This is a genomic window from Protofrankia coriariae (assembly GCF_001017755.1).
Lineage (GTDB): Bacteria > Actinomycetota > Actinomycetes > Frankiales > Frankiaceae > Protofrankia > Protofrankia coriariae.
Window position 1 is genome coordinate 8,226 of record NZ_JWIO01000045.1, and the last position, 17,116, is coordinate 25,341.

Sequence of the window (17,116 nt, forward strand, 5' to 3'; positions counted from 1 at the left end):
CCGCGTCGGCCGGCGCGCCGGTCTCCACCAGGACGTCGCCCGGCGCGTACTCCCGCTGGGCGAAGCGGTCGGCGAGACCGGCAAGCGCGTCGCCGTCGAAGCCCCGTAGGGCGGGCAGTTCGGCGAGCTCGCCGGGCACCACCCGCACCTCGGATCCGGTGGAGGTGAACGTGACGAGTCCGTCACCGAGTATGTAGGTCAACCGCCGGTTGACCCGGTAGACACCGCCGGCCGTCTGGACCCAGGGCAGCACGCGCAGCAGCCACCGGGAGGTGATCTCCTGCATCTGCGGGACGGACTTGGTGGTCGTCGCGAGGTTGCGCGCGGCCGCCGTGCTCAGGCTCAGCCGGGGGTCCTCGCCGGTCACGCCGGGGTCGGTCGATACGGGCTCGGTCATGCGGGCTCCACCTCTCTGTGGTTCTTCCAGGGACTCTCTTGTGGTTCTTCCAGGGATCGGGGCAACCGGGCGCGGCGGTACGCCGTGCCCTTACCGATGCACTGTCCGGTCGGTGCCCCCGCGGGGGTCGCGGGACGGCCGGCCGGATTCGTCAGGGCTGTTCCGGTACTTTCCCGAGAATTTCTGGCCCTCAGCGGCGCCGGCGCTGCTCCGACAGCGCCGTGCCATCTTTTCCGAGGACTCCCGCGGAACGCGGGAAAGACAGTGGCGGGGATTCTCGTGGCATCCCTACGGCCGCGGTATCGGCATTGGAGACGCGGCCGGGCCAGCAGCCCGATCAGATCTCCAGGAACGCATACGGATGATCTCCGCCCCCCATCTGTTCGGATGATCGCGCGGTCGGCAGCTTCATACCCGTGAACCCCCCGGCATGTCGCGCGGTTCGGCGACACGTGCTTTGTTTGCCGTCGGTAAGCGCGTGGCCGCGCATCGGCAGCTTCCTCCATCGGAGCCACGGGCGGCAAGCACTTTGCGGAACTACTCGAGGACTGGCCCGGAAGGTGGCCCGTCTAGTCCACTGACCGATCTTGTCGGTTACGGACAGTAAATGGTGATGAAGCCGCGACAGGAAACGTCTCCGGGCAACGTGCCGCAGCCAGCTCGGCCGGCCATCGGAACGCGATCATTCAACCAATTCCCCCCGCCACATCGGCGGCGACCGGCATGCGGCCCCATGACGCGGCCGTTCCGGGCCGGCCGGCGAGTGGGGACGTTCACCGGGCATGCCTGCAACGGCAACCCGAAAGTCATAGCGATACAACTCACCAAGGCTTCGGAGGATGCCGGCCACCCAGCGCCCGACACGCCCTCAAGTGATCAAAAGTTAACTGTGAGTTACAGAAGCGCCAGCGCTACTAGCAACTAATATCCACGAGACACTCCCACCCTCCAGTCATTTCGTACTAGTTCCCCAGCCCAGCTTTTGCAGTTTATGTGCGTTGGTTGTGTTTTTATAAAGATCGCAAATGATCGGGCTGACATGACGGGCAGGAGGATGCGGGCGCCGCGGCAGCCACCTACTGATCGCCTCTGGTCGTGCGGGCCGCTAACGATCAACCGGCGGCCAGAAGGCCCTCGCCGGCGACCTCGGGACGAAGATCCGGGATCTTACCGCCCCAGCCCCGCGGGCCCAGCAAGGAACGGGCATTCCCGCCACCGGGATACAGCCGGCCGCCTCCCGGCGCGGCTTCCGGCGGCAGGCCGCCGCGCAGTGCCAGGAAAATCCCGCCCGAGCGACGGAGCGACGGCTCGGCTCGGCTCGGCTCGGCACCCTCCAGCCGGCGGGCCCGAAAGTCGCGACGTTCGTTGAATTTCCGCCGAACACCTGTTGAACACCGTCCGACATCTCGACGTATGCGAACGCGGAAATCCATGACCTCCGACGTCGGCGCGGGTTCGTACGTGACGGACGGCGAGTCCTTACCATACTGGGCATGGGGCTGATCCTGAAGATTCTCGGCTGCTTGTTCACAATCGGCTTCGGCGCGCTGCTGATATTTTCCGCGATCGCCGGCACGAAGGCCTCGCTGGAACGCGTCTGGCTCCGGATACGGGGGCACTACACGACCGGGACCGTGGTCGACGTCGACGTCGACGAAGATCCCGATCGTTACACTCGCTACACCCCGACGGTTGATTTCGTCACCCGAAGCGGCGACCGTCGGGTCGAGCGGCTGCTGTACCCGGTGGGGATTCAGCACGACGTAGGCGCCCGCATCCGTATCCTGTACCGGCCGCACGACCTGAGCCACGTCGTCACCCCGGATTTCTTCCAGGGATTCCGGAGTATCATTTTCCTTCCGTTCCTGGCCATGTCGGGGTTCGTCTTCATAGGCGTCGGCGTCGTGCTGCTGATCGGCGTCGACCGGGTCGAGCTCTGGAATGGCTGGGTCCTCTCGACCGGCTAGGGGCCGCCGTACGGACGGTTGTCACACAGCCAACTGACAGTCCCGACGTCCCACCGGACGCCAAGCCGGAGCGGGAGCCGACAGGCATCAGAGATCACACGAACGCATGCATACAAGCAAAAGTATGAACTTGAGGCCATACCAAGCTGACGCTGATCGACTGCTCCCGCGAGTTTCGACCAGTGGCTCAGCGGAATCGAGGCGCAAGACGGTCCGCCGAGGCCTTGCCAACCTCGGCGGACTTCTCAGTGTCTACCAGGCGCCGTTGACGACGCAATACGCGGTCTGCCGCGCAAAAACAGTCTGCCGCGCAAACGCCTCTATCGGCATTGTCCGGATCGCGGCCCGTCCACGATGTTGCCGGTCTGCCGCAGTTCTGGTTCGTTGCCGCCGCAGATCAGGGGGCCGGTGACATGGTTGGCCTCGAATTCGGGCACAGCGTCCTCCGGTAGCAGGCCGCTGCCGCTGTTGGCGGTGATCCGCGCCGGTCCCGTGATCGTGTTGGCCGAGGCTTCGAGACCTCCGCTGTTGGCCTCCAGGAGCAGCGGGCCCTGGATGGTGTTGCCCATGCAGGCCGTCACGTCGTCGTGATCAGCACCGATCAGGACATAGCCGCTGCTCGTCCGGATGGTGACCGGCCCGGCCAGCGTCGACCGGCAGACGGTGACCGCGACGGCGCCGCTGGCGGACAGGGGGCCGGTGACCTCGGCGCCCGACACGGCCAGGGCTCCACCGGGTTGTATGGTGACCGGTCCGTCCTGCTGGCCGCCGGCTCCTATGCACAGCGACTGGCCGGTGGCCACGATCAGAGGACCGTGGTGTGGTGTCGTCGTGCACGGTTGGCTGAATCCGACGGTGATCTCGGCAGGTCCTGCCGTGGTGCTCGGCGCGAAACGCGGGTCTCCGCTGTAGCTGGCGGTGATCGGATGGGATCCGGGCTGGAGTGCGCCGGTGCTGAAGCTGGCCTGACCACCGCTGACCGGCACGGTGGCCAGGGGTGTTGTCCCGTCCGAGAACGTGATCGTGCCGGTCGGAGTGCCCGCGGCCGGGTGCGCGGAGCCTACGGTGGCGGTGACGGCGACGGCGTGCCCGAACAGCGGGGTGGATGTACTCGGAGTCAGCGTGATCGTGGTTCCGTACCGGAACGAGATGATCGCTTTGCCGTTGCCGTGGTTGACGCCCGAGATGAGGGAGACGTTGGTCGCTGTTGGCGTCGCATACCCGCTTCCGCCGCCGCCACCTGCCCCGAAGAAGCCGCCGGGCTCCCCGCCGCCGGAGCCGCCGCCACCGCCGAAGTAGCCACCCCCTCCCCCGCCGCCCCCGTTGCCGCCGCCGCCCCCGTTGCCCCCTGGGCCCCCGCTGCCCGGGTTGGGCTGGCCGGTGTTGGGGTCGATGTCGCTGCCGGGGGCGCCAGGGCCGCCGGCAGCGGAGTTGGGGCTGCCGGTCCCGGGGGCGCTCTGGGTTCCGCCGCCGCCGGCGACACCGGACCCCGCGGGTCCGCCGCCCTGCCCGCCGGCCTGCCCGGTGGGACCGCCGCCGTCGCCTCCGTGCAGGAGGGGCCCACCGTTGCCGGCCCCTCCGCCGCCGCCCGCGACCAGGAGCCGATCGGACTGGCCGAAGGGGGCGAGCCGCACGTCCGAGCCACCGCCGCCGGACCCGCCTCCGCCGTGCGCGCCACCGCCTCCGGCTCCGTGGCCGATGCCGCCGGGCCGGGCGAACTCGCCGTGCCGGGAGGTTCCGGGGATTCCGGCGGCGCCCACGGTGATCTGGAGGATCTGCCCTGGGCTGACGACCAGAGTGGCGCGGGTCTCGCCGCCGAGCCCGCCGGCTGCGCCGTCGTTCGGCGGGTGCGGAGCGACGAAGCCGGCCGCGCTGCCGCCCTTGGCGCCGAACAGGTCGACGCTCACGGCGGTCACCCCGTCCGGGACGGTGAAGGTGTCCGTCCCCACAGCGGTGTAGGTGCAGGTGGGCGGGGATGCGGTGAGGACACCGCCCGCGCCGCAGGGTTCGGCCGCGCCGGCCGGACCGGCGGCTACGGCGAGGGGCGTCCCCATGACGGCGGCCAGGAGGCCGGTCGCGCCGGCGGCCGCGATCGCCACGGCTCTGGACATGATGAAACGACGGTTCACGGAAATCGACGGCGCCTTTCCGGGCCTGCGGAGGTGGTGGAATGCTGAGATGGGTGATCCGCGGGCAGGCCGTGTTCGGCCCGTGCCCGCCCGCGGGCCGGTGCTGCCGGTTTTCAGACGCCGTCGTCGGCGCACAGCACCCAGACGTCGGAATAGGTGTTCGGCGAGCTTGTGCCCCCGGTGTGGGTGAAGGCCGTCCAGTATGCCGCCGTGGTGGTCCCGTCGCTGACGGGATTGCCGCTGGAATCGCTGGGGAAGCTGCCGTTGAGATGGTCGCCGCCCGAGCCCGGTCCGGTGAAGTCGGTGGTCGTCACGCTGCCCCCGCTGATGGCGGCACCTCCGCTGACCAGTTTCCCGTCCTGACCACCGCAGCCCACGGTCGCTGTCTGCCCTGTGGTGGCTGAGGCCGGGCCGCTCACCTCGCTGTACCGGACTTTCACGGTGACTCCGCTGACATCGATGTTGTTCCCGCTGCAGACCGCGTAGGCGTAGGTCGTGTTGTTACTGTTGCCTCCGCCGCCGTTCCACCCGACAGCGGTCCAGGAGTCCGGATTGGTCTCACCGTCGGCCGCGGCTTTCTGCCCGTAGTCGTGTCCGGCGTTGTTGAGGGTGGGGAAGCTGGCGATCGGCTTGAGGCTGCCGATACTGGCCGGTGTGGTACGCGCCCCGCCGCCGAGCAGGACCGTGTTCGCCGGGCAGGTGGCGGTGACCAGGCCCACCGTTGAGCTGGACGTGGGCCCGGAAATCTTGTTCATGACCACCTGGGTGTGGTTGATCAGATTGCTGGTGAAGCACACCGCGTAGGGAGTGGTGGAGAAAGAGGCGTTGACCGCGCCCCCGCTGCCACCGATACCAAGCCAGTGCGTCACGTCGGTACCGACGACCCCGCTGGAACCGGTGTATTCGGTGCTGCCGTCGGAGCTGGGCTCGGTACCCATCACATGGTTGCCGTTCGACGACGAGCCGGTGCCGATGGCCTGGTTGATCCCACCTCCGGAGATGAGGCCGCTGCTACAGTCCGCGTGGGTCGAGATCTCGGAGAAGGCCGATCCGGGGCCGCTGGTGGCTCCCGGGGTTCTCACGGTGACGCCCACCGTGTTGGCGTACGCGATTCCCGGCACCGTGACAGCCAGCAGCGCACCTGCGATCAGCGCTTTTCCTAGGACAGGATGCCGCAGCGGCTTCATCCCCATCGGATCTCCCTTTCTGACTTCGACGCAGCGGACGTGTGCGCGTAACTCCGTCGAGAAACGGCGCGCGCTGAAGCAGGAAATGACTTCGGCACCGGGTCCGCGGCCGCGGGCGCGGGCGTCACCCATGCCCAGGCGAAGGCCGCCGCGCAGAGGACGGCGGCCGAGCCGCTACCGACCGATCTCACGGACACCGTACGTAAAACGGTGTTCCCCACCGAATCCTTACCGATCATCCAATCACCCTTTACCGACAGAGCACGTGATCTGGTGGAGATGCGGCCGCGTCCCCGGCTCCCGGCCGCGAGCACCGACCGATGACCACAAGCCGCAGGAGCCCCCACGAGCCGCATTCCGCGCTCGCGGCCGCATCTGCGCAGGAACCCGACCCACCTGGCATGACTACGCAGACGCGGACATTATTAGGCTATCAAGTACATATCTACGGTTTTTTTCGCTTCTTCGATCAGTACCTTCGATGCAGGCAGGCTCCCGGTCTCCATGCACCGCCCCGCCCCGAGCGACGGCACGATCATCGGTAGGGTCACTCAGCGGAACGTCACCCAGCGGAACGTCACCAGCGGCCCGCCCCGAGCGAGCGTGGCAGCGGCGTCCTCGGACCGGCGGTCCGCCGGCCGCAACGCCCTGTCGGATTCCAGAACCCCGCTTCAGGCGTTGACCTGCGCGTCTGCCCGCGGGACGGAGCCTGCGGGCCGAATGGCCGAATGGCCGAATGGCCGAATGGCCATGATGCGCCCTGCGCCCTGCGCCCTGACAGGCAACGCTCTCGGGCCGATCGATACCGCTCCGCGTGCACGGGCCACTTCGAAGAAGACGGAGCCCCTCGTCCTGCGGCGGCACATGGCGGTGCCGCGACGTCAGGTCCACCGTCCGGCCCTGAAACCGGCGGACCGGATGATCCTTACGGCGTTGCCCCGGCCGTTACCCCGGACTCACCGAGGCCAGCCGGCCCGTCGCCGGCGGTCGCGGCTGCTGCCGTGGTTGCCGCAACAGCCGTGGTCGCCGTGGCTGTGGCGTCGGCGGGGGTGTCCGGCGCCGGGACGGGACGGGCGGTCGGGAGGTGTTCTGTCTCCCGGCTGTGGCCGGTGGCGATGGCTCCGCGCGGACCGATCACCAGGTAGACGGCGAGCGCTCCGGCGGCGAGGAACACCGCACCGGCCAGACTCGCGACGTTGAAGCCGTGCACGGTCGCCACCCGGACCAGTTCGCCGGTCGTGCCAGTGCTCACACCGGCCGCACCGCCCACCCCGGCCGTCCCCGCTCCGTGGGAGCCCAGGTAGTCCGCGGTCGCGGTCCCGGCGATGGTGCCGAGCAGAGCCAGGCCCAGGGACGCGCCGATCTGCTGGGAGGTCATCACGGCGGCACCGGCCACCCCGGCGTCCCGGCCGGCGTCGAGTGTGGCGATGCTGTTCGCCGGGATCATCACCCAGCCTATCCCGAACCCGACGAGCGCCAGCACGGGCAGTGCACCCGACCAGTAGGAGCTGTCCGCACGCAGCAGACCGAGCACCGCCAGCCCGGCGGCGATCGAGAGCAGCCCCGGGGTGAGCATCACGCGGATCGGCGCCCGGGTGATCAGCCGGTCGACCACCCGCACCCCGATCATGATTGCGATCGTGAACGGCAGGAAGGCGAGCCCGGCGTGCGCTGGCGAGTACCCGAGGACCGCCTGCAGGTAGTAGGTCAGGAAGAAGAACACCGCGAAGACACCGATGCCCAGGCAGAGCACCGCGAGGTAGGCGCCACCGCGGCCGCGGTGCGCGACGACCCGCAGCGGCAGCAGCGGCCGCGCGACCCGCGCCTCCACGACGACGAACGCGGTGAGCAGCGTCACCCCGGCGGCGAGCGAGGCCAGTGTGACGCCGGTGCCCCAGCCGTACGTCTCGGCCCGGGAGAATCCGAAGACCAGACCCATCAGGCCGACGGTGGCGAGCCCGGCGCCCACCATGTCGAGCCGTCCGCCCGCGCCGCCGGCCGGGCTGGCCGGGGCACCGGCGCCACGGCTGGCCGGGACCGAGCCCAGGATCCCGACAGCGGCGACGATGGCGATCGGCACGCTCACGTAGAGGCTGTAGCGCCAGCCCAGGTAGTCGGTGATCAGACCGCCGAAGAGCAGCCCGACACCGGAGCTCGATCCCATCACGGTCCCGAAGATCCCGAACGCGCGGGCCCGTTCCGCCGGTGTGGTGAACGTCGTCCCGATCAGCGCCAGCACCGCGGGTGTGAACAGCGCGCCGAAGACGCCCTGCAGGCCACGCGCGGCCAGCAGCATGGCCGCGTTCGTCGCGGCGCCGCCGAGCGCCGACGCGGCGGCGAACCCGGCGAGGCCGACGAGCAGGCTGCGGCGGCGGCCGAGCAGCTCGCAGACCCGGCCGCCGAGCAGCAGGAAGCCGCCGTAGCCGAGCGCGAACATGGTCATGACCCACTGCCGGCTCGGGTCGGACATGTGCAGCGTGCGCTGCGCGGACGGCAGCGCGATGTTCATGATGGTGAAGTCCGCGGCGATTATCAGCTGGCCGCTGGCGACCGCCGCCAGTGCCCGCCAGCGGCGCGGGTCAGGGGCGGACCCCTCCCCGCCCGCGTCCGTCGTGCCCTCAGGAGTCATCGTCGTCACCCTCGATCCGCTCGGTCCCTGTGTGAGCTGGGCGTCTCCAGAAAAGTTGGCTTTACCAACGTTGGATCGACCAACAATAACAAAATTCGTGGGTTCCACCAACGAAATTGCTAGGCTGATGGCATGCAACCGCCGCTGGACGCCTGCTCCGATCCGACGCGCGGGCTCGGCCTGTCCGCCGTCGAACCGGGTTGGCCGTCCAACGAGGCGCCGCCGACCCTGTTGCGCACCGCGCCCAGCTGGCTGATCAACAAGACCGCCCTGTACTCGCACCGCATCATCGGCGAGGCGTTCGCCGCTATCGGCGCGCGCCGTTTTCACGTCGGCCTGCTGGCCTCGCTGGTGGAGTTCGGCCCATCCAGCCAGGCGAGCCTGGGCCGGCGCTGCGGCTTCGACCGCAGCGACGTCGCCGAGATGATCAACGAGCTGGCCGAGGCCGGGCACGTCGAGCGCACCCAGGACCCATCCGACCGTCGTCGCAACATCATCCAAATCACCGACGCCGGGCGCATCCATCTCGAGCGGCTAACCGCCACACTCGATGCGGCCCAGCAGGAGCTGGTGGCACCGCTGTCGGCGGACGAACGCGCCGATCTCGCGCGCCTGCTCGGCCGGGTCCTCGACTACCAGGTGGGCCGCCACCCGCTCTGAGCACACCCGCACCGCGTCGAGCACGGCCTTCTACCTCAGCCCGGCCTCACTCTCCGCGCTCGCGGCGCACAGAACCGTTCGATCTCGATGGAGGGCCTCGAGATCCCCATCCGTCCGGTCGCCGCGCGGGCACTGACCAGGGATGACGTCCAGTGAGCGTCGGGACGAGCGCCCCGACACCGACTTCGAACATACGTTCCGCAAACCTGGCAGCTGTGGCGCCCACGAACCGGACGACGACGATCACGGGGATCGTGGCCGGCTCGACGTTCACGCCGCGTCACTGGTTCCCTGTGCGCCCTTCCGCGTCAACGGCCCGGTGCCCATGCGGCTGGCGAGCCGTGACCGTGGGCGAGGTTTTGTGGAGCCAGCCGGTCGCACCCGACCCCGCACCCAACTGTGCCCTCGCAGTTCGACGGCGCCATGGATACGTCTCGAGCGGCCCGCTGATCGGACCGGGGAACCGCGTGACCGTCGGTGCCAGCGTGCAACGGGGGCATCCGGCCCGGAGTCGGCAGGTCTGGTCGTAGTCCCGGCGGCACCCTCGCGCTCGTTCTACGCTTCGTAGAAGACAGCTGGGGGTGCGGCGATGACCATGGACGTGCTGGTGGCCGGATTCGGCCCGGTGGGCGCCGTGCTCACCGCACTGCTTGGCGAGCGGGGCGTGTCGGTACTGGTGGTGGATTCATCCGTGTCCCCCTATCCCCGCCCCCGAGCCGCGGGTCTGGACGAGGAGGTGTTGCGGCTGCTCGTGCGTCTGCCTGGGATGGCCGGCCTGCTCGACGAGGTCCGGCCCTCGACACGGGCGACGTTCGTCGGGCCGGACAGGCGCCTGCTGCTTGCGGCCGGCCAGGGGCCGGCGGAACTCGGCGTGCCCGTCGGCGCATTCGTGCACCAGCCGTCGCTGGAGCGTGCCCTGCGGGCGGGCATCGCCGACATGGCGTCGGTTGGCGTCCGCCTCGGGGTGGGGGTGAGCGGGCTGCGTGAGGGCCCCGAGGCGGTGCAGGTGGACCTCGACGACGGCAGCGTGGTCCAGGCACGCTGGGTGATCGGCTGTGACGGCGCGGCCAGCACCGTGCGCTCGCTGATCGGCGCCAGCTACGAGGGCACCACCTTCGCCCAGCCCTGGCTCGTCGTCGATGTTCGCTCGGCCAAGCCACTGCCCGTGCCACCCGACATCGCCTTCGTTCTGGACCCGCGCCGGCCGAGGGTGACCATGCCGATGCCTGGCGGGCATCGCTGGGAGTGGATGTTGCTCCCCGGCGAGGACCCCGAACAGATGACACAGCCGGAGACCGTCGCGGGGCTACTGGCGCCCTGGATCGACCCCGACTCGGTCGTGGTCGAACGCCGGGCGGTGTATACCTTCCATGCCCGGATGGCCGGCTCGTGGCGAGTGGGCCGGGTGCTGCTCGCCGGGGACGCTGCGCACACCATGCCGCCATTCGCCGGGCAGGGGCTCGCGTCGGGTATCCGGGACGCCGCCGCGCTGGCCTGGCGACTGACCGAAGTCGTCGGCGGACTGTGCGGGCACCAGGTGCTCGACGACTACGAGCGGGAGCGTCGGCCCCAGGTAGCCGCGATCACCGCTCGGGCCATCCGCGCCGGTCGGATCGTTCAGACCACCAGCCCTACCCGGGCAGCGTTGCTGAGGGTGGCGCTGCGCGCTATCGCCCACACCCCCGGCCTGAGCCAGGCGCTGCGCTCCGGCGCCGCGCGGCCTCGAACCCGCCTGCCTCGGGCCGCTCGCCCACAGCGGGGCGGTGGCCGCTGGGCCGGTCGGGTCCTGTCGAACCCGACGGTGCGCACCCCCGACGGGGGGATCGGCCGCCTCGACGACCTACTCGGCCCGTCGTGGGCTCTTCTCGGACTTGGCGTCGACCCCGCCGGTGACCTGCCCCCGGCTGTCCAGGCATGGGCGGACAGCCGGGGCGCCACCCTCCTGACGATCATCCACCCTGGCCAGGCAGGTCACATCCTCTCCTCCTGCCCGCTTGTCGAAGATCTCGACGGCACGGTGCTGCGGATGGTGAGCCGACACAACCGCCAGAGCTTCGCCGTTGTCCGGCCAGACCGCTACCTGCTCGGCGTGTTCCCGACGCCGCGCCTGCCAGACGCACTGACCAGCCCCACCAACCCTTGATTCCGCTACCGACGGGGTATTCTCAAACATCTTCTTTACGTTCGGGCGCTATCGTGACTACCGGCTGATGATCACTCCGTTATGCCGTATACGCTGCACGCGCTCGGTGACCGCAGGAGAGGACATGCCGGCCTGGCGGGCCAGCTCGGACATCACATGATCTGCGGACCGGCGTGCGGCTCGGCCAGCAGTCGGGCGTTCACCTTGTCGATCGGCCGTCGCTTTGATGGCCAGTCACTCAGATCGTCTGAAATCCCCAAGGTATTGCCCGGCGACTCCTTCAATAGGCCGTGGAAAACACGTCGCTGGGCCTCAACTCTGCTTACCCACCCCACGCGGCGTCCGCCGGCGTTGTAGTGGCCGTGCTGGCGGCCCGGTATCCGGCCGAGCGTCCATCGGCCTACCCGGCCGGGCCGCCAGCCGGCCGCCTGACGTCCTGTCCGACGTCCCGGTCGGCGTCTCAGTCGACCTTGAGGACAGCACGGCGGCGTCGGATGCGCCCGTCGAGGTAGCCTGCGGCCAGCTCGCCGACCGCGTGCCAGCTGGCGCGTGGGTGGTCGGCCGGGGTGAGCTGGCCGGCCGCGACGAGTCCGACCAGCTCGCGTAGGTCGTGGCCGAGCGGCCAGCGGCCCCAGTAGCCCTGAACCCGTCTGCGTGCCGGGTTCGCGAGGGCGTCCGGCGCGAGGACCGTCGGCTCACCGGAGATCGCGCCGACGGCGATCGCCACCCCACCCTCGCCGAGCAGCGACACGGCGCCGGCGAGGAGAGCACCGCCGACGATGTCGATCACGAGATCGACCGGCCCGGCTACGTCCACCAGGTCGGTGACGACGGACGCCGCACCAACTCGGCGTAGCGCGGCCGCGTCGGCGGGGTCCCGCAGGAGAGCGGTGACCCGTGCACCCGCAAGGGCGGCGAGCTGGACCGCGTACCAGCCGACGCCGCCGGAGGCCCCGGTGACCAGGACGTGCTGGTCCGGTCGAGGGGCACCCTCCCGGAGCGCCTGCAACGCGGAGACGCCGGGCAGGGCCAGCGGGGCGGCGGTCGCCGCGTCGACGGAGTCGGGTAGCGGCGCGACGTCGGCGACGTCGGTGACGACCAGCTCGGACCAGGCTCCCGGCGCCGGCAGCAGCGTGACGACGCGTGTCCCGGGGGCCGGTGCGGGGGTGGAGGTGGGAGCGGCCGGATCGAGCTCCGCGCTCACGACCGTCCCGGCCGCGTCGAAGCCCCACACCCCGCCGGCGCCGACCATCCGTGGCGCGTACTCGAGGTCGCGGTCGACGAGAGAGACCGCCTCGACCTGGATCAAGACCTGACCGGGGCCGACGGTGGGCTCCGGGCGCTGCTCGATACGCAGCCCGGCCGGCACGGCCGGGTCGACGACGAGTGATCTCATAGCGTCATCTCCGGCCTGTGGTGGGCCTTTCTGGGCTGAACAGTCATCCCGGCTCACTTCCCATATGGTTCTGTGTATTGAACTAATAGGTATATCATTGCGGTCTGCACCATAACATGGAGTCATGGGTGATGATCCCGGCGAACAGCATCGCCACACTCGACATGATCGGTCCGCGCGGAGCCATCCCCACCGGCCACAGCCGGGAGACAGAACACCTCCCGACCGCCCGTCCCGTCCCGGCGCCGGACACCCCCGCCGACGCCACAGCCACGGCAAACACGGCGACCACGGCTGTTGCGGCAACCACGGCAGCGAGCACACCGACGGGGACGGTGAGCCACTCGAGCCACGGCTCATGATCGAACCAGCCGGCGGCCAACACCGCGGCCGCGGGCACAGCGGTCAGCGCAGGCCCTCCCGCGGAACGGATGCGGAGCCCTGGCGCCCCCTTCGAGGTGGGAATTCAGGACAATGATCTGACTGGTACAGACCGCACGGCCTCCAGCGTCAACGCAACCCGGGGAAAGGGGCGGCATGGGGCCAAGTAGGCAGTTCGCCCTGCAGCTGGGGCCTGTCCATCCTGCCGCCCGTGAGATCGCGCTGAAGATGGACCTCGACGCCAATGCCGCCTTCATCACCGAGCAGATCATGGAGATCGTCATCCCGGACCGCGCAGACGACGAGGGCTTTCGAAAGCTCATGGCGCGCAACGCATATGACAACCTCAACGCGATGTGGCGCATCATCGCCGGGCTCGACGAACTGGAGGTGACCCCGCCGCGGGGGGCGATCGCCTTCAACGACAAAGCTGCCGAGGTCGGCGTCCCCCTGGGTCAGTTCGAACGGATCTACCGCGTCGGGGTGGGGCTTGTCTGGACTCTCTGGTTCCGTGCCGCCAAGGCATACGCCCAGGAATCCGGCACCGACACCGGCATCGAGGAACTGCTTGCCGGCCCTTCTATGATCATCCATGCTTACATCGACGGGCAGATCTCCACGCTGCTCGAGCGTTTCGAGACTGCCCAGGCCGAGCATCAACGCACCCGCGAGCAGTTGCGGCTCAGCATTCTGCGGCAGGCTCTGGATGGACCACCGGCGCTCACGGGGCCCGCAGTCGAGCGGGCTCTCGGCATTGTCCTGGATGCGGAGCACGTCTCCGTCGCTCTGCGCACGGAGTCCTTCAACGCCGAGAGCCCGCTGGCCCGCGAGCTGTGTGGCGCAACCGGCAGTAAGCGGGTCCTCCACTACCGGTATGACGCTGGCCTCTGGGTCCTGTGGCTCTCGCATCCGGACGGGTTCGACGACGCTCGTCTCGCAGCTCTGGAGAGAGTCCTGACCGGGTCCGGGCTGCGGTGCGCCGTGGGTGATCCAGCCTGGGGAGCCTCTGGGTTGACGTCGTCCTCGGGGGAGGCTCTGGTGGCCATTGATCTGCAGGCCAGGCTGGGTGAGGCGGCTGCGAGCGTGGTCGCGTTTCGCGATCTGCGCCTTGAGTCCCTCCTGCTCGCCGAGCCGGTCAAGGCCAGGCACTTCATCCGTGCCGAGCTCCGCGACCTCGATGCCGGCGGTGCTCGTCGCGCGCAGTTACGCGAGACCGCACAGGTCTGGCTGGAGAGTGGCTCGAACGTCAGCACCGCACAGATCCTCGGCGTCCACGAGCACACCGTGCGTAATCGCATCACGACGATCCAGAAACTGATCGGCCGGCCGTTGACGTCTCGTCGTACCGAACTCCTCGTGGCTCTTCGGTTGAGGCGCCTTCTTGGTGTCAGCTCCTGAGCAGGTGGATCGTGACCAGGGTCGCGGGTACCCCGACGACCCAGCCCGTAAAAGCGATCTTGAGCAGGACGGGAGCGCCGCGCAGATCCATGAAGTGCCGGCCGACGAGGTGTACCTTGGCGAAGGCCACGATGATCACGCCGACGGTCGCGAGCCGGCGTACGTCGTGGTCGTGCCCGTGCTGGGTGCCAATGGCCCATGAGGCCAGGGTCGCGGCCATCAGCGTGCCCCACACGGCGGTGAGGCGGTCCCAGCGAGCCGACATCGACGTCACCCCATGAGGTAGAGAAGAGCGAAGAGGACGATCCAGAGCAGGTCCACCATGTGCCAGTAGCTCGCTCCGTTCTCCAGGTTGCGGACGTGGCGGACGGTGAGCTCGGGCCGGCCGGCGAGGCCACGCATGTAGATCAGCGCGCAGACGCCGATGGCCAGGTGCGTGAGGTGGATGGCCGTGTACATGTAGAAGTACATGTAGAAGTGGTTGGTCGAGATCCCGTGCCCGGCCTGGGCCTGGTCGGCGTATTCGACGACCTTGTCCACGGCGAAGGCGAGGCCCGTGACGATGGCGCCCGCCAGCCAGCGACGCGCGACGCGTGACCGCCCGTCCTTCACCGCGTTCAGCCCACGGACCACGAACAGCGACCCTGTCAGCAGAAGCAGGGTGTTCAGCGTCCCCAGGGTGATGTTGAGCGTGTCCCGCGACGCCTCGAAGAGGTCCGGGTGGTCGTCGCGCTCGTAGACGAAGACCGTGAAGAACAGCCCGAAGACCGCCATGTCCCCGAGAATGAAGATCCAGATGCCCACCTCCCCGGGGAGGCGGACAGCTGGATCCTGGTCGGCCGCCCTCAGCCGAGCCAGGATGTCCGTGACCGCCACTCCGCCGGCGCCTTAGCCGGCGTTGGTCAGAGGCGCGACAGGGAGATCTCGACTGCGGACGGCGACCTCGTCGTCCGGATTCGGACCTGCGGGTGCGTCAGGGTCGTGGAAGGTGTGGAACCGGCCGCCCTGGACGTTCCTGATTGTCAGGTACGACGTCACGATGATCCACACGAAGAAGACGCTCATGACCATCCACAGCGTGAGCAGGCCGTTGTAGGCGAAGACGCCTTCCTTGAGGAACGTCAGCCCGGTGGCGGCGGAGAAGAGGAACGCCGTCCAGAAGCAGACGTAGGCCGACCAGCGGGGGTAGACGGTGTTGCCCGACCCGAGGATTGCCATACCCATGGCGATGGCCCACACGCTGAACGGCTCCCAGGCCCAGAGGAAGAAGTGCCAGCCCAGGTCGACGGCGTAGCGCGAGAACTCGGGCGAGAGCTGACCGGGACGGTAGGCGCCGGCGGCCCAGACGACGCAGCCTGCGCACGCGAGGGCCGAGCCCACACCGATACTGGCGATCTGGATGTAGGAGAGGACACCGAACCTGCCCTCCGAGCCACGCAGCTGGGCGGCCACGACCGTGCCCCAGGCGGGCATGATCGACATCCCGATCAACATGAACGTCAGGCCGACCCGGATACGTCCGGATCCGTGAATCATGATCGACTGTGCGTGTGCGGCGCTGGCGGTGGGGGAGATCTCCGGGGGGATGAACCGGGCGAGCCCGAGCGCCCCGATGCTGAAGATGACGCAGATGGCGGGGCCGCACCACGCGGCGATGATCTGAGCTCGACGGTTCACAGGACCCTCACTTCGTCGTGGCGCGGTCGCTCGCGCAGAGCAAAGCATGAGGCCCGTTACGTGACATCAGGGGACTCCGGTCGCCGCACGGGTTGTGTCACCGTACAAACGCTTCTTTCGAGTGGCCGCGCCCTCGCACCGCAGCTGTCAGGTTCTGGCAACGACGTCCGTGCTCTTTGACACAAACAATGAGATCACAGGTCGCTGTCGAGAAGAAACAAGACGGCGACGGATCGCCTTTGGTGAGTCGTCCAAGGAGCGAATGCCCGCGCTCCACGTCAGCCGTTGACGGCTGCCTATGATCCGTCCCCTGGCATGCTGCCGCGTTCACCGATCCAGGAGGAATGAACATGAACCGTTTACAGGGCAATGTCGCCATCGTCACCGGCGGCACCATGGGGATCGGCCGTGCCTGCGCGCTGCGCTGCGCTCAGGAAGGAGCCGCGGTCGCCGTCGCCGACATCAGTGACGACGACCGGACGGTCAAGGAGATCCGGGCCGACGGCGGCCAGGCCAGGCACATCGTCATGGACGTCAGCAGGCGCGATGACTGGCAGAACCTCGTTGCCACGACGATCGCCGAGTTCGGCAAGGTCGATCTGCTCGCCAACGTCGCGGGCGTGGTCAACACCCTGACCCCCGACAACGTCATCGACCTCACCGACGAGGCCTGGGACCGGGTGATGAACGTCGACCTGCGCGGCGTCTGGCTGGGGATGCAGGCCGTGCTCCCGCACATGATCTCGATCGGCGGCGGACGCATCGTCAACATGGCCTCTGAGGCAGCGCTGAAGGGCTGTGACGACCTGGCGGTCTACTCCGCGGCCAAGGGCGGCGTCCTGGCGCTGACCCGGCAGGCCGCGCTGACCTATGCCAGGGAGAACATCACGATCAACGCCATCTGCCCGGGCACAATCGACACCCCGATCCTCCAGATCGTCGGTCCGGACATCCGCAACGCCTGCGCCCAGTCACACATGATCAAGCGCCTCGGTCGGCCCGAGGAGATCGCCGGGATGCTCGCCTTCCTGTTCTCGGCGGACGGTGCCTTCTGCACCGGCATGGACTACGCCGTCGATGGCGGCTGGTCGGTCAACGGCCGAAACATCTGACGGCACTGTGCCATCCGAACGCCATTCATCGCGCTGACCA

Annotated in this window: 12 protein-coding genes and 1 pseudogene (1 of these 13 running past the window's edge); 5 read left to right on the forward strand and 8 right to left on the reverse strand. The window is 68.9% G+C overall.

The annotated features are described in order from the left end of the window. Positions 1-397, reverse strand: a pseudogene (locus tag FrCorBMG51_RS20490) (family 2B encapsulin nanocompartment shell protein); it reaches 1,036 nt to the left of the window's first position. Between the two features lie 1,493 nt (positions 398-1,890). Here FrCorBMG51_RS20490 and FrCorBMG51_RS20495 point away from each other — a divergent pair. After that, positions 1,891-2,364: a DUF3592 domain-containing protein gene (locus tag FrCorBMG51_RS20495; protein ID WP_047224660.1), complete on the forward strand. Its 474-nt coding sequence runs from the start codon at positions 1,891-1,893 to the stop codon at positions 2,362-2,364. A 320-nt stretch (positions 2,365-2,684) separates the two neighbouring features. Here FrCorBMG51_RS20495 and FrCorBMG51_RS25670 read toward each other — a convergent pair whose 3' ends face one another. The 3 genes from FrCorBMG51_RS25670 to FrCorBMG51_RS20510 form a co-directional block, all read right to left on the reverse strand. Further along, positions 2,685-4,475 (reverse strand): Ig-like domain-containing protein, encoded by a 1,791-nt coding sequence (locus FrCorBMG51_RS25670; RefSeq protein ID WP_139342454.1) that lies wholly within the window; start codon positions 4,473-4,475, stop codon positions 2,685-2,687. A 131-nt stretch (positions 4,476-4,606) separates the two neighbouring features. Beyond that, on the reverse strand, positions 4,607-5,686 hold the full coding sequence (locus FrCorBMG51_RS20505; RefSeq protein ID WP_086055596.1) for a hypothetical protein: 1,080 nt from the start codon (positions 5,684-5,686) through the stop codon (positions 4,607-4,609). A 919-nt stretch (positions 5,687-6,605) separates the two neighbouring features. After that, positions 6,606-8,309, reverse strand: coding sequence for an MFS transporter (locus FrCorBMG51_RS20510; RefSeq protein ID WP_076844965.1), 1,704 nt, complete (start codon positions 8,307-8,309; stop codon positions 6,606-6,608). A gap of 132 nt (positions 8,310-8,441) precedes the next feature. Between FrCorBMG51_RS20510 and FrCorBMG51_RS20515 the strand changes: the two genes are divergently transcribed. Next, positions 8,442-8,969: a MarR family winged helix-turn-helix transcriptional regulator gene (locus tag FrCorBMG51_RS20515; RefSeq protein ID WP_083731309.1), complete on the forward strand. Its 528-nt coding sequence runs from the start codon at positions 8,442-8,444 to the stop codon at positions 8,967-8,969. Between the two features lie 589 nt (positions 8,970-9,558). After that, a complete protein-coding gene (locus FrCorBMG51_RS20520) occupies positions 9,559-11,112 on the forward strand; it encodes a bifunctional 3-(3-hydroxy-phenyl)propionate/3-hydroxycinnamic acid hydroxylase (protein WP_047224661.1) in 1,554 nt (517 codons plus the stop codon). Positions 11,113-11,572: 460 nt separating this feature from the next. On the opposite strand, the gene FrCorBMG51_RS20525 is transcribed toward FrCorBMG51_RS20520, so the two are convergent. Further along, entirely contained in the window at positions 11,573-12,508 is a 936-nt protein-coding gene (locus FrCorBMG51_RS20525) for a zinc-binding dehydrogenase (protein WP_047224662.1), read from the reverse strand. Between the two features lie 609 nt (positions 12,509-13,117). Between FrCorBMG51_RS20525 and FrCorBMG51_RS20535 the strand changes: the two genes are divergently transcribed. After that, positions 13,118-14,287 (forward strand): PucR family transcriptional regulator, encoded by a 1,170-nt coding sequence (locus FrCorBMG51_RS20535; RefSeq protein ID WP_157180603.1) that lies wholly within the window; start codon positions 13,118-13,120, stop codon positions 14,285-14,287. On the opposite strand, the gene FrCorBMG51_RS20540 is transcribed toward FrCorBMG51_RS20535, so the two are convergent. Genes FrCorBMG51_RS20540 through FrCorBMG51_RS20550 form a run of 3 tightly spaced genes read right to left on the reverse strand, consistent with a single transcriptional unit; the run spans position 14,277 to position 15,964 of the window. After that, entirely contained in the window at positions 14,277-14,552 is a 276-nt protein-coding gene (locus FrCorBMG51_RS20540; RefSeq protein WP_047224676.1) for a cytochrome C oxidase subunit IV family protein, read from the reverse strand. The two genes, FrCorBMG51_RS20535 and FrCorBMG51_RS20540, sit on opposite strands and share 11 nt — an antisense overlap. Positions 14,553-14,557: 5 nt before the next feature. Continuing rightward, positions 14,558-15,163, reverse strand: a complete 606-nt coding sequence (locus FrCorBMG51_RS20545) for a cytochrome c oxidase subunit 3 (RefSeq protein WP_052914882.1) — start codon at positions 15,161-15,163, stop codon at positions 14,558-14,560. A 12-nt stretch (positions 15,164-15,175) separates the two neighbouring features. After that, positions 15,176-15,964 (reverse strand): hypothetical protein, encoded by a 789-nt coding sequence (locus tag FrCorBMG51_RS20550; protein WP_047224665.1) that lies wholly within the window; start codon positions 15,962-15,964, stop codon positions 15,176-15,178. A gap of 350 nt (positions 15,965-16,314) precedes the next feature. Between FrCorBMG51_RS20550 and FrCorBMG51_RS20555 the strand changes: the two genes are divergently transcribed. After that, positions 16,315-17,076, forward strand: a complete 762-nt coding sequence (locus FrCorBMG51_RS20555) for an SDR family NAD(P)-dependent oxidoreductase (protein WP_047224678.1) — start codon at positions 16,315-16,317, stop codon at positions 17,074-17,076. Positions 17,077-17,116 lie beyond the last annotated feature (40 nt).

What these genes read in the sequence shown, in the direction of transcription:
- FrCorBMG51_RS20495 (WP_047224660.1), top strand. Translation starts at nt 1,891, where the DNA reads ATGGGGCTGATCCTGAAGATTCTCGGCTGCTTGTTCACAATCGGCTTC.
- FrCorBMG51_RS25670 (WP_139342454.1), bottom strand. Translation starts at nt 4,475, where the DNA reads ATGTCCAGAGCCGTGGCGATCGCGGCCGCCGGCGCGACCGGCCTCCTG.
- FrCorBMG51_RS20505 (WP_086055596.1), bottom strand. Translation starts at nt 5,686, where the DNA reads ATGGGGATGAAGCCGCTGCGGCATCCTGTCCTAGGAAAAGCGCTGATC.
- FrCorBMG51_RS20510 (WP_076844965.1), bottom strand. Translation starts at nt 8,309, where the DNA reads ATGACTCCTGAGGGCACGACGGACGCGGGCGGGGAGGGGTCCGCCCCT.
- FrCorBMG51_RS20515 (WP_083731309.1), top strand. Translation starts at nt 8,442, where the DNA reads ATGCAACCGCCGCTGGACGCCTGCTCCGATCCGACGCGCGGGCTCGGC.
- FrCorBMG51_RS20520 (WP_047224661.1), top strand. Translation starts at nt 9,559, where the DNA reads ATGACCATGGACGTGCTGGTGGCCGGATTCGGCCCGGTGGGCGCCGTG.
- FrCorBMG51_RS20525 (WP_047224662.1), bottom strand. Translation starts at nt 12,508, where the DNA reads ATGAGATCACTCGTCGTCGACCCGGCCGTGCCGGCCGGGCTGCGTATC.
- FrCorBMG51_RS20535 (WP_157180603.1), top strand. Translation starts at nt 13,118, where the DNA reads ATGGACCTCGACGCCAATGCCGCCTTCATCACCGAGCAGATCATGGAG.
- FrCorBMG51_RS20540 (WP_047224676.1), bottom strand. Translation starts at nt 14,552, where the DNA reads ATGTCGGCTCGCTGGGACCGCCTCACCGCCGTGTGGGGCACGCTGATG.
- FrCorBMG51_RS20555 (WP_047224678.1), top strand. Translation starts at nt 16,315, where the DNA reads ATGAACCGTTTACAGGGCAATGTCGCCATCGTCACCGGCGGCACCATG.